Below are 12,194 nucleotides of genomic sequence, written 5' to 3'. Positions count from 1 at the left end.
TTTTCTCTAGTGACAAGGAGTTCGACATGCCCCCGCACCTGATCGACGGTGAGCCCCACGACCACGGTTTGGATCGGCCCAAGCGCGCACGGGTGGCAGGCGATGCGCTGCGCGTCGGGATCGGTGGACCCGTCGGTTCCGGAAAGACGGCGTTGGTGGCTGCGCTGTGCCGCGAGCTGCGCGACGAACTCTCGCTGGCCGTACTCACCAACGACATCTACACCACCGAGGATGCGGACTTCCTGCGTCGGCACGCGGTGTTGCCCGACGAGCGCATCACGGCGGTGCAGACCGGTGGCTGCCCGCACACCGCGATTCGAGACGACATCACGGCCAATCTCGACGCCATCGACGATCTGATCGAGAACAACCCGCCCCTCGATCTGATTCTGGTGGAATCCGGTGGCGACAATCTGACGGCGACATTCTCGTCCGGTCTGATCGACGTACAGATCTTCGTGGTCGACGTGGCCGGGGGAGACAAGGTGCCGCGCAAAGGCGGTCCCGGTGTGACGTTCTCCGACCTGTTGGTCGTCAACAAGACGGACCTCGCCCCGTACGTCGGTGCCGACCTCGGTGTCATGGAGCGGGACGCGGCACAGGTGCGCGAGGGACGACCGACTGCGCTGATCTCCCTCACCGACGATCCGGCGGCGACCAAGGTGCTCGAGTGGGTGCGGGAGCAGCTGAAGGTGATCGCCGACGCCGACGCGCATGCCCACACGCACTGAGCGTCGATGCACACCGAGCTCTGCATCGACGCGAGCCGCAGCCGCAGCCCACGCATCACCTCGGTGGGCGGACTCGCCGGCCGCCAGACTGGACCGGACACGGTTCACCTGATCGGAACGGCGGCAACTCCTCTCGGCGGTGACACCATCGTGGTCAGAATCTCGGTGGCGGCCGGCGCGCACCTGGAGGTGCGTAGCGTCGCAGCCTCGTTGGCGATGCCCGGTGGGCTGCATCGTCACTCCTCCGCGCAGTGGCACTTCGAGGTCGGTGCAGGTGCGTCGCTGATCTTCGATCCCGAACCGATGGTCGTCGTCTCCGACGCCTCGCATTCGGTGGTCAACACCGTTGCACTGGAGCAGGATTCGACCCTGTGGCTGCGCGAGCGTACGCAGATCGGCCGCTTCGAGGAAGCGTCGGGGCACTGGAGCAGTGCTATGCGATGTGATGTCGGGGGCAGTCCGTTGCTTCGCCATCGAGTGGAACTGGGCGCGGGATCGGTTGCGCACGACGCGTTGTCGGCACCGCTGTCGATGTCCAGCACGCTGAGCTATCCCGATACCCGGGCGTCCGAGGTCGATCTCGCCGACGGGACCGTCCGGCTGGCGCTGGCCGGTGGCGGCTCGCTGAGTACCTCGGTGGGGCGGCGCCTTCAGCCCAGCCGATCAGGGGTGTGACACCGGCAGATCGAACAACGAACGCATCGGCCGACGGAGTCCCGTCGGCCGATGCGTTGTGTCAGAGTCGGTTTCGGTGGTGACGCCCCGGCGCGGGGCCGATCAGCCCGCGGCCTTCTCGCGTTCCTGCTCCGAATCAGCGGCGGCCGCGTCTACGGCACCCGAGCGTTCGAGGGAGTTGAGTTGCTCGATGGCGAGGCGCGCGAACACCTGCTGCTCGGTCGACGCCATCTGTGCACGGCCCTTGCCGAGGAACGTCACGAACCACGAGATGACGGTCGTGATGCGGCTGCGGTAGCCCACGAGGTAATACAGGTGCAGAGCGAGCCACATGAGCCAGGCGATGAATCCGCCGAATTCGAGTTTGCCGACCTTGGCGACCGCGTTGAATCGCGACACAGTTGCCATCGAACCCTTGTCGAAGTACTTGAACGGGGCTCGCTGGGCGGGATCGTCCTGGCCCTTGACCGACGCTTTGATCAGCTTGGCAGCGTAGGTCGCTCCCTGAATGGCGCCCTGCGCCATGCCCGGAACGTCCTTGACCGACATCAGGTCGCCGACCACGAACACGTTCGGGTGGCCCTTGACGGTGAGGTCCGGTTCGACCAGCACGCGTCCGGCGCGATCGGTTTCCGATCCGGACTGATCTGCGAGCTGCTTGCCGAGGGGGCTGCCCTGCACGCCTGCGGACCAGACCTTGCACTGCGCCTCGATGCGCCGGGTCGTGCCGTCCTTCTCCTTGACGGTCAATCCGTCGTTGTCGACATCGGTGACCATCGCGTTGAGTTGGATTTCCACGCCGAGCTTCTCGAGCCGTTCGGCGGCCTTGCGGCCGAGCTTCTCGCCCATCGGCGGCAGCACGGCGGGCGCGGCGTCGAGCAGGATGACGCGAGCGTCGCGCGGATCGATGTTGCGGAAGGCTCCGTCGAGCGTGCGATCGGCGAGCTCGGCGATCTGCCCGGCGAGCTCGACACCGGTGGGACCCGCGCCGACGACCACGAAGGTCATGAGGCGGTCCTTCTCCTCTTGATCGTCGGAGAGTTCGGCCTGCTCGAACGCACCGAGGATGCGTCCGCGCAGTTCGAGTGCATCGTCGATGGTCTTCATGCCGGGCGCGAACTCGGCGAAATGATCGTTGCCGAAGTAGGACTGCTGTGCGCCTGCCGCGACGATCAGGCTGTCGAACGGAGTGACGGTGATGCGCTCGAGGAGCTTGGACGTCACCGTCTTGGCCTCGAGATCGATGTTCAGCACGTCTCCGAGCAGCACCTCGGCGTTCTTCTGCTTGCGCAGGATGACGCGGGTGGTGGGCGCGATCTCGCCGACGGACAGGATGCCCGTCGCGACCTGATAGAGGAGCGGCTGGAAAAGGTGGTGTGTCGTCTTGGCGACGAGGGTGATGTCGACGTCGGCTTTCTTGAGCGCCTTGACGCCGAACAGACCTCCGAACCCGGAACCGATGACGACGACGCGGTGACGCTTCGATTCGAGCGGTTGGATGCTCATTGCCTGCTCCCTAACGATTGCGGTGTGTGGTCAACGGTAGTCGCCATCCATCGCGACGTCTCGACAAGGTCGTCGTGTCTGTGGTGGCAGTGCACACCTATCGGCCGGCTGCTGCGCGCTTCGCCAGTTCCACGGTCGCGGCCCGCAGTTCGGCAGCCGAGTCGATCGGAGTCGCATAACCGACCCTGGTGTACGCGATTCCGCGCGGAGTGAGCACCTTCAGATCCAGTCCGTAGCGGTCCGCGGCCGTGCACTCGCCCGATGTGGCGTCGGGAAAGCCGCCCAGTTCGCGGGCCATCGCGGTCAGCGACGCCGAGTGGTCGGCGTTGAGGTGCTCGATCGCGTACGCGGAGGTCGGCGACACCGGATCGGGCGTGGCCTGGGAATACGCTTCGGCGGTTGCAGAATCCATCCGGCCGTATCCACCGACCCACCGGACCCGATGCACGCGCATGACCCAGAGCGTGAAGTCGCTGTAGTCCAGGTAGTACTTCGCCGCCGGTACGCCGTCGAGATGCGCGGCGCGCGCTGCGGCCAACTCGTCCGCCGCCGGCCGCTCGACCACGCCCGCCAGCGTGATACGGCCCGATGCCAGTGGATCGGTCTGCGACTGCGGTGCCACGATCGACAGGCTCATCCGTTGATCGCCCGCGAGGTTGCGTCCGTGCTCGGCCATCCGCGAGACACACAGAACCGGAGCGCCGTCGAGCAATCCGTACGTGACGAAGGAAGCCCAGGGATCACCGTCCGCGGTCAGGCTCGCGAGAGTTGCGGTGTTGGTGGACGCAGCGATCGTGCGCGCTTCCTCGGCCGCGGAGGGACGACGGTCGTCGACGACCGGGGCCAGGGGAGGGGGAACGGACGGGGCGTCACCGGGATCGCCGTGATCGAGTGCCATGCGCAGAAGCTTACGGCGACGACCTACAGGAGGTCTCGGGCATGAACGAGCGCGTCGGCGACGAGTGCGACACCGAGCACAACGAAGATGACGCGCACCGTCGGCGGGCCGTACCGCGTCAGGGCCCGCACGGTCGCGGTGAACGCCCGCCGGGAACGACGACTCTTCCTCGACGCCAGAATCAGAACGAGGATTGGCGGGAGCAGCCCGATCAGGCAGTAGGCGACGACGATGACCGGCCACCACGTCGGACGGGGATCGTAGGTCGAGAGCATCGTCAGCCCGGCGAGATACGGCACTGCCGTCGGGCCCTGCACCAGACCGATCGTGAGTCCGGTCAGGGCGACGACGGGAATGCTCGAACCGGCTCGGGCTGCCCATGCCGGTGGGCGGCGCTCGGTGGTGCGCAGTGCACCGAGCGTGATCAGTACCAGCCCGACCACGAGCTCGGTGCGATACCGGAGCGTGGGAGTGATGGTGATGTCGAACAGATCGGTGAAGAAGTCGATGCCGAGAACGGTGAGGATGCCGAACGTGGTCGTCGCCGTGAACACTCCGCCGACGAACGCAAGCCCGGCTCGGAAAGGAGACCGACGGGTGGTTCTCGAGTGCACTGCGATGGCAGCGGTGATGCCGATCAGCAAGACGTCCAGAGAATCGAGTATCGCGAATCCGACGAGTGCGAGCAGCAAGGTCACCATGGAGGGTTCAGGGTATCGGTCGGCCGAAGGTGACCTTCTCGGTGACGACGGCCACGGCGGTGCGGCCGGGCGCGGTCTGGTTGTCCCAGTACATGTTCGTGTGCGCGATGACCTGTGCAGGTGGCGGCGCGCCCCACTCGGTCAGATCCTCCGTCGTGTGTGCGTCGCTCACCAGCGTCACGTCGTAACCGCGTACCAGTGCTCCGTGCAGAGTGGATCGCACACAGAAATCTGTCTGTGCGCCGGCGACCACGACGTGCCCGGCTTCGGCGGCGGCCAGTTCCTCCGCCAGAGTCGTGTCCTCGAAGGCATCTCCGTGTTTCTTGTGGACGATCGGATCGCCCGGAACCACGGGCAGAGCGTCGAGAATCTTCCATCCGTCCGTCCCGAAACGCAGCTCCTCCTCTGCGGAGTGCTGCACCCAGATCACCGGCGTGCTCGTCTGCCGTGCGCGCGACACCAGGGCCACGATGTTGTCGACGACGCGCTGCCTCTCGTGGACCCCGACCATCACGTCGTTCTGCACGTCGACGATCACGAGTGCGGTTGCGGTCCGGTGAGGCAGGGTGGTCACGGCATCTTCCTTGTTCTCGTGTTCGGTTGCACGTCAGCTCCCGACGTACGCAGCCAGGTGTCGGCCGGTCAGGGTCGAACCGTCCGCCACCAGATCGGACGGCGTTCCTTCGAACACGACCAGGCCGCCGTCGTGCCCGGCACCGGGACCGAGATCGATGATCCAGTCGGCGTGGGCCATGACGGCTTGATGATGCTCGATGACGATCACCGACTTGCCCGAGTCGACCAGCCGGTCGAGCAGCCCGAGGAGCTTGTCGACATCGGCGAGATGCAGTCCTGTGGTGGGTTCGTCGAGCACGTAGATCCCGCCCTTGTCGGCCATGTGCGTCGCCAGCTTGAGGCGTTGGCGTTCTCCACCCGACAGTGTGGTCAACGGTTGCCCGATCTTCAGGTAGCCCAGCCCGACGTCGTTCAATCGCTGCAGAATCTTGTGCGCCGGCAGCAGTTTGGCCGCACCGTCGGAGAAGAACTCCTCGGCCTCGGCGACCGACATCGACAACACCTCGTCGATGTTGCGGCCGCCGTAGTGGTACTCGAGTACCGATGCTTGGAATCGCTTGCCCTCGCACTCCTCACACACCGTGGCCACCCCGGCCATCATCGCGAGGTCGCTGTAGATGACGCCCGCGCCGTTGCACGTCGGGCACGCACCCTCCGAATTGGAGCTGAACAGCGCAGGTTTGACGGCATTCTCCTTGGCGAACGCCTTCCGGATCGGTTCGAGCAACCCGGTGTACGTCGCGGGATTGCTTCGCCGCGATCCACGTATGGCTCCCTGATCGACCGACACCACATCGGCTGTCCCCGACAGCGATCCGTGAATGAGCGAACTCTTGCCCGAGCCGGCGACGCCGGTGACGACGACCAGAACACCGAGTGGAACGTCGACGTCGACGTCGCGCAGATTGTGGGAGTCCGCGCCGCGAATTTCGAGCACTTCGGAGAACTCGCGCACCGATTTCTTCAGTGATGCCCGATCGTCGAAGTGCCGCCCGGTAACGGTGTCGCTCTGCCGCAATCCGTCGACGGTGCCCTCGAAACAAACGTGCCCGCCTGCACTTCCTGCACCGGGACCCAGATCGACGACGTGGTCTGCGATGGAGATGGTCTCGGGCTTGTGCTCCACCACCAGAACGGTGTTTCCCTTGTCCCGCAACTGAAGCAGCAGATTGTTCATCCGCTCGATGTCGTGGGGGTGCAGACCGGTGGTCGGCTCGTCGAAAACGTACGTCACATCGGTCAACGACGATCCGAGATGGCGAATCATCTTGGTGCGTTGAGCCTCTCCACCGGACAACGTTCCCGACGGACGATCCAGGCTCAGGTAGCCGAGCCCGATCTCCACGAACGAGTCGAGGGTCTCGCCGAGTGTGGTCAGCAGCGGTGCCACCGACGGCTCCTTCAGGCCGCCCACCCACTTCGCCAGGTCGCTGATCTGCATCGCACATGCGTCGGCGATGTTGACACCCTTGATCTTCGACGACCGAGCACCTTCGTTGAGCCTGGTTCCGAGGCAGTCCGGGCAGGTGGTGAAGGTGATCGCGCGTTCGACGAACGCGCGGATGTGGGGCTGCATGGCGTCGACGTCCTTGGACAGGAACGACTTCTGGATCTGAGGCACGAGCCCCGAATAGGTCAGATTGATGCCCTCGACCTTGATCTTCGTCGGCTCGCGATAGAGCAGGTCGTCGAGTTCCTTCTTGGTGTACTTCGAGATGGGCTTGTCCGGGTCGAAGTACCCACAGCCGCGAAATATTCGGCCGTACCAGCCTTCCATGCTGTAGCCGGGGATGGTGATCGCGCTCTCGTTGAGCGATTTGCTCGCGTCGTAGAGAGCGGTGAGATCGAAGTCGCTGACGGAGCCTCTGCCCTCACAGCGCGGACACATGCCACCGGTCACGGAGAACGACTTCTTCTCGGTGGTCTGCCTGCCGCCCTTGTCCACTTTGTACGCGCCTGCACCGGACACCGACGCGACGTTGAACGAAAAGGCCTGTGCGGAGCCGATGTACGGCTTTCCGATTCGGCTGAACAGAATCCGCAGCATGGCGTTGGCATCGGTTGCGGTGCCGACGGTGGAATTCGGATTGGCACCCATGCGCTGCTGATCGACGATGATGGCAGTGGTGAGTCCGTCCATGACGTCGACATCCGGGCGGCCGAGCGTGGGCATGAATCCTTGAACGAAGGCACTGTAGGTCTCGTTGATCATGCGCTGTGATTCGGCAGCGATGGTACTGAAGACCAGCGAGCTCTTTCCCGAGCCGGAGACACCGGTGAACACGGTCAGTCGCCGCTTGGGCAGCTCCACATCGATGTCCTGAAGATTGTTCTGCCGCGCCCCCTGTACACGAATCAAATCGTGGCTGTCGGCAGCATGCGGTGCCGAGCCCTGCGTGACATTCTTCGTCGCCATGAGCAGTCAGGCTAGTCGTACCGGAACCTGCACGCTTCTCGATTCCTGATCGATTCCGGTGGCGGACAGCGCGGCGTCGAGTCGTCTCAGGTCGGCCGCCGAGGACTCGAGGAGTGGGCGTCGCACGGTCGCGTCGGAGATGACCCCGATCCTGACGAGCGCGGCCTTGGCCATGATGGCTCCCTGCGTCGTGCGCATGACGGCGTCTGTCAACGGCAGGAGCGATCGCTGTACCGAGTTCGCCCTGTCGAGGTTGCCGACGCGGACTGCCGCGATCAGCTCGGCGTAGCGGTCGGCCACCACGTTGCCGGTGACGCTGACCAATCCTGTTGCACCGGAGGCGAGGTAGGGGAGCGCGAGTTCGTCGATTCCGCAGTAGTAGGCGAGGTCCGTCGAGGACATGACGGTCATGGCCTCGTACAGATCACCCTTCGCGTCCTTGACCGCACCGATGAGGGGGTGGCGGGAGAGCTCGACGAGCGTCGGTGCCTCGACGGCCACACCTGTGCGCGCCGGGACGTCGTACACCATGACGGGCAGCCCACCTGCCTCGGCGATGGCGACGATGTGCTCCACGATGCCGGCCTGAGTGGGGCGCGAATAGTAGGGAGCGGTGATCAACAGTGCGTCGGCGCCGGCTGCGGCCGCAGACCGCGCCATCTCGATCCCCGCGGAGGTGTCGTTGGCGCCTATTCCCGCGATCACTCGAAGAGCGTGATCGCGATGCCTGCGGGCACGGGCGATCAGCCGAGAGATCTCGTGGACTGCCAGGGTCGGTGCTTCACCGGTTGTCCCGGCGATGACGACGCCGTCGCATCGTGTCGCCGACAGGTGCGCGAGAAGGGCATCGACGCCGGACCTGTCGACCGATCCATCGGGGTGCATGGGGGTCGCCACAGCGACGAGGTTCGTGCCGAAGATCGTCGAGGCCGGCGACGGAGTGGTGGTCATGGTTCGAGTGTGGACCGCTCGATACATAAGGTCCAGCGAGGTATTTTCCGCAATACTGCGTACTGTTGCTTCATGATCGACATGAGTGCCCTGCACGCCCTGCGCGCTGTGGCAGCTCTGGGCACCCTCGCGCGCGCCGCCGACGAGCTCGGCTACACCTCCTCGGCGATCTCCCAGCAGATCAAACGACTCGAACGGCAGATCGGCACCCCGGTACTGGCCCAGGCCGGTCGGGGAGTCGTGCTCACTCCCGCAGGTCGGGCGGTGGTCGAGTCCGCGGGGGAGGTGTTCGACGCTCTCGAGCGGTGTGTCGAGGCGGCTCGATCCGCAGACGAGGGCGTGGCACGTGGTGTCGTTCGGTTGGTCGGCTTCTCGACCGCGGTTCGTGGTTTGCTGGCACCCGCACTGATCGAGCTGAATCGACGGTATCCCGACCTGACAGTGCACATCAGCGAGGAGGATCCCGACCGCGCGCTGCACAGCGTGTCTGCCGGGACTGCAGACCTGGCGCTCGTGCACGACGCAGACGGAGTATCCGCGCCAGCTCCGCCCTCGGTCGTTCGGCAACGGATTCACACGGATTTCGGCGACGTGATCATGAAGCGAACCCACCCCCTCGCCCGACCCGACATCGCGTTGACCCCTGCCGAACTCGCTCGGTACCCGTGGGTGACGAGTCCGGCCGGAACGGTGTGCCACCAGTGGTTTCGGCGGCTGTTCGCCGAGACGTCCGCCGAGGTCGACGTTCGCCATCTCGTGGACGACTTCTCCACGCAACTTGCGTTGGTCGAAGCGGACGATGTCCTCGCTCTCGTGCCTCGCCTCGCGCGTCCGTTGCTCGGTGCCGATCTCGTCGCGGTACCGCTCGAGCGAGCTCCCGTTCGTGAGGTGGAGGCCGCGTGGAGGCGCAGCGCCGACGCCAGCCCGGCAATTCATGCCGTGCTGGACGTCCTCGATGCGGCCTCGCGCTGAGTGGTCAGGACGACCAGATTGCCGGTCGCTCGCGTCATCGCCACGTACTTGTCCACGGCACCGGCGATTCCTGATCCGAACGAATCCGGGTCGATCAGGACGACCAGATCGAATTCGAGGCCCTTCGTCGACTGCGGTGTCAGCGAGCGGATGCGCCCCGACGGCGGAAACGTGGGATCACCGATGACGCAGGCGATTCCGTCGACGTTCGACTCCAGCCAGCGATCGAGGATCGACGACAGATCTGCCGCGTCACCGTACTCGACGGGCACACCGGTGCTGCGGATGGAGACCGGAACATTGGCGTCCGGCAGCGCCGCGCGGATCACCGGCTCGGCCTCGGTCATCACTTCCAGCGGGGTGCGGTAATTGACGCCGAGAGTGGAGATCTCCACCCGGTCGAGTCCCACACGTGCAAGCCGTTCGCGCCAAGACTCTGCGAATCCCAGCCGCGCTTGCGCGCGATCGCCTACGATGGTGATGCTGCCCGACGGGCACCGGCGCAAGACCATCTGCCACTGCGCGTCGGTCAACTCCTGCGCCTCGTCGACGACGACGTGTGCGAACGGCCCCACCAAGGGATCCGACGGGATCTCCTCGAAGCCCGCCGAATCGACGAGCGCATCGCGAATCCCGTCCTGCCGCAACTGCGCGGCCATCATCTCGTCGTCGTCGGCGGCCATGAGTTCGTCGACGACGCGGTCCATCCGCACGCGCTCCGCAGTTGCGGCTATCTCCCGACGCCGAGTGCGGCGCGCATGCTCGGGATCTCCCAGCCGCATCCGGGCGGCGTCGAGCAGCGGCAGATCGGACTCCGTCCATCGGGTCGGATCGGGGCGTTGGAGCGCGCGGACGTCCTCGGTGCCTAGCCAGGGTGCACACGAGCGAAGGTACGCCGGCACGCTCCACAGGTCTGCGACGAGGTCGGCAGCGTCGATGATCGTCCAGGATCGTTCCAGCTCTGCACGTAGAGAATTGTTGTTCTGCAGAGACTTTCGTATGTCTTTCGGGGTCTCGCCGCCGTCGTGGCGGTCCGTCAGAATCGTGAGCAGCAGGTCCCAGACCTGTTCACGAGCCTCGTTGTGCGGAGTGCCGGGATCAGGTGCCTCGAACGCCTCGGCCCAATCGACCGCAGTCAATGTCAGATCGGCCCATTCGGTCTCCACGATCATGGTCCGAGTCGGCGGCTGCTCGTAGAACGCAACGGCCGCCTCGATCGCCACTGTCATGTTCGCGGTCGCTTTCAGTTGCGCCACAACAGGATCCGTCTCCTCGGTCGCGTTCGATCCCTCGGCGACGAGATCCCGGAGGGTGCAGGTCTGCACACCGTCCTCGCCCAGACTCGGTAGGACGTCGGAGACGTAGGCGAGGTACGGCTCGTGTGGGCCGACGACGAGCACGCCGCCGCGACTGTGTCCTAGACGCGACTGCGTGTACAGCAGATACGCGGTGCGATGCAGAGCGACAACGGTTTTCCCGGTTCCAGGACCACCGTCCACGACCAGCGCGCCGTGGGAGTCCGCACGAATGATCGCGTCCTGATCTGCTTGAACGGTGCCGAGCACGTCACGCATTCGCGGTGAACGTGCCGAACCCAGACTGGCGATGAAGGCGGACTGATCGTCCAGTGCAGTTTCGGTCATCGGTCCGGTCAGGTCGAACACCTCGTCCCAGTAGTCGGAGATGGTGCCGTTCGTCCACCGATATCGACGACGGCTTCGCAGCCCCATGGGATTGGCGTGAGTAGCACCGAAGAAGGGTTCGGCTGCGGGGGAGCGCCAGTCGACGAGGAGTTGATCGCCCGCGGTTCCCAGCAGTCCGAGTCGTCCGATGTACACCGGCTCGTCCGTGTCGATGGTCACGATGCGACCCAGGCACAGATCGACACCGTATCGACGGAGTGAACGGAGACGGCCGCCCAAGCGATGTATCTCGAAGTCCCGTTCCATCACCTCCCGGCCCATTCGGCCCGACGACTTCTGCGCGGTCTCCAGCCGCGCCGCCGTATCGAGACGAGACTTCTCGATACTCGACTGGACTGCTGAAAAGTGTTGCTCATCAGGGCCGATCGATGCTGGGTCGCCCTTGTGTCCGAGATTGTCGGGTAGGTCGAAAACACTCGGGTGTACTTGTTTCACAGGACTCCGATCGATTGCTACGTGGCTGCAGCGAGCCATTCTGAGCCCTGCACGGGGTCTTGCCGCAAGCCCCGGGGTGCGCTATACATTGAAAGTGGAAAGAGGGATTCGTCGCTCGTTGTATCCATCACCGAATCGCACCGGTCCCTTGTTGCGTGGATTTCTCCCACTCGTCGGTACCGGGGTGCTGGCAGGCGGCGCAGTGCAATTCGGGTTCTTGTTCGGACCGACAGTCGAGGGTCACGGCGGCGAAGCCGGTGTCGCTGCAGCACTGATCGGCCTCACTGTCCCTGTTTCACTTCTCGCATGGAGCTGGTCAGGGCTTGCCGGACGGCCGAAAGCAATTACGGCAGCACTGTTTACGGTGGTGCTGTCCATTCTCACGACGGCGTTGTTCGTCCTCCTGGCGGCAGCGCCGTATGACGCGATCGTCTGCGAGAATTCTACGGACTTCTGTGAACTCGGAGTGGTGCAGACCGTCTCGACACTGGGTGCTGTCGTACCGTGGACGACGGCTGGAATTCCGGGGTTGCTCGTCGTCCTGGCAGATCAGAGCCGACGAAACACTGTGTGCAATCGGTGATTCGCAGTCGAGATCAGGCTGTCGATATCGTTCGGCTTCGGTCCCGG

At 64.9% G+C, this 12,194-nt stretch carries 11 protein-coding genes; 4 read left to right on the top strand and 7 right to left on the bottom strand.

All coding sequences use genetic code 11. From position 1 onward, the window contains the following. The first annotated feature begins 26 nt into the window (after positions 1–26). Both ureG and CH302_RS08090 read left to right on the top strand, forming a co-directional pair. A complete protein-coding gene (gene ureG / locus CH302_RS08095; RefSeq protein WP_037189266.1) occupies positions 27–731 on the top strand; it encodes an urease accessory protein UreG in 705 nt (234 codons plus the stop codon). Between the two features lie 6 nt (positions 732–737). Beyond that, positions 738–1,406: an urease accessory protein UreD gene (locus tag CH302_RS08090; RefSeq protein WP_037189267.1), complete on the top strand. Its 669-nt coding sequence runs from the start codon at positions 738–740 to the stop codon at positions 1,404–1,406. A gap of 102 nt (positions 1,407–1,508) precedes the next feature. Here CH302_RS08090 and CH302_RS08085 read toward each other — a convergent pair whose 3' ends face one another. The 6 genes from CH302_RS08085 to dapA form a co-directional block, all read right to left on the bottom strand. Beyond that, positions 1,509–2,912, bottom strand: a complete 1,404-nt coding sequence (locus CH302_RS08085; RefSeq protein ID WP_037189268.1) for an NAD(P)/FAD-dependent oxidoreductase — start codon at positions 2,910–2,912, stop codon at positions 1,509–1,511. Positions 2,913–3,009: 97 nt separating this feature from the next. Continuing rightward, positions 3,010–3,810 carry a HugZ family pyridoxamine 5'-phosphate oxidase gene (locus tag CH302_RS08080; protein WP_037189269.1) on the bottom strand — a complete coding sequence of 267 codons (801 nt, stop codon included), beginning with the start codon at positions 3,808–3,810 and terminating at the stop codon, positions 3,010–3,012. Positions 3,811–3,833: 23 nt separating this feature from the next. After that, positions 3,834–4,511 (bottom strand): GAP family protein, encoded by a 678-nt coding sequence (locus tag CH302_RS08075; protein ID WP_037189270.1) that lies wholly within the window; start codon positions 4,509–4,511, stop codon positions 3,834–3,836. 7 nt (positions 4,512–4,518) lie between these two features. Next, positions 4,519–5,085: an isochorismatase family protein gene (locus tag CH302_RS08070; RefSeq protein ID WP_037189271.1), complete on the bottom strand. Its 567-nt coding sequence runs from the start codon at positions 5,083–5,085 to the stop codon at positions 4,519–4,521. A gap of 33 nt (positions 5,086–5,118) precedes the next feature. Next, positions 5,119–7,503: an ATP-binding cassette domain-containing protein gene (locus CH302_RS08065; protein ID WP_037189272.1), complete on the bottom strand. Its 2,385-nt coding sequence runs from the start codon at positions 7,501–7,503 to the stop codon at positions 5,119–5,121. A 6-nt stretch (positions 7,504–7,509) separates the two neighbouring features. Continuing rightward, positions 7,510–8,454 (bottom strand): 4-hydroxy-tetrahydrodipicolinate synthase, encoded by a 945-nt coding sequence (gene dapA / locus CH302_RS08060; RefSeq protein WP_052047480.1) that lies wholly within the window; start codon positions 8,452–8,454, stop codon positions 7,510–7,512. Between the two features lie 72 nt (positions 8,455–8,526). Here dapA and CH302_RS08055 point away from each other — a divergent pair, with 72 nt between their 5' ends. Next, positions 8,527–9,426, top strand: coding sequence for a LysR family transcriptional regulator (locus CH302_RS08055; RefSeq protein ID WP_037189273.1), 900 nt, complete (start codon positions 8,527–8,529; stop codon positions 9,424–9,426). On the opposite strand, the gene helR is transcribed toward CH302_RS08055, so the two are convergent. Beyond that, the gene (helR, locus tag CH302_RS08050; RefSeq protein ID WP_037189274.1) at positions 9,387–11,564 is read right to left on the bottom strand and encodes an RNA polymerase recycling motor ATPase HelR; all 2,178 of its coding nucleotides are present in this window, start codon (positions 11,562–11,564) and stop codon (positions 9,387–9,389) included. The genes CH302_RS08055 and helR overlap by 40 nt on opposite strands. Before the next feature lie 118 nt (positions 11,565–11,682). On the opposite strand from helR, the gene CH302_RS08045 reads away from it, so the two are divergent. After that, a complete protein-coding gene (locus CH302_RS08045) occupies positions 11,683–12,147 on the top strand; it encodes a hypothetical protein (protein WP_141216608.1) in 465 nt (154 codons plus the stop codon). The last annotated feature ends 47 nt before the right edge of the window (positions 12,148–12,194 follow it).

The sequence above is a fragment of the Rhodococcus sp. 15-2388-1-1a genome (assembly GCF_002259145.1).
GTDB lineage: Bacteria > Actinomycetota > Actinomycetes > Mycobacteriales > Mycobacteriaceae > Rhodococcoides.
Note: the sequence above shows the minus strand (reverse complement) of the source record. Positions and strands in the feature narration are given on the sequence as shown.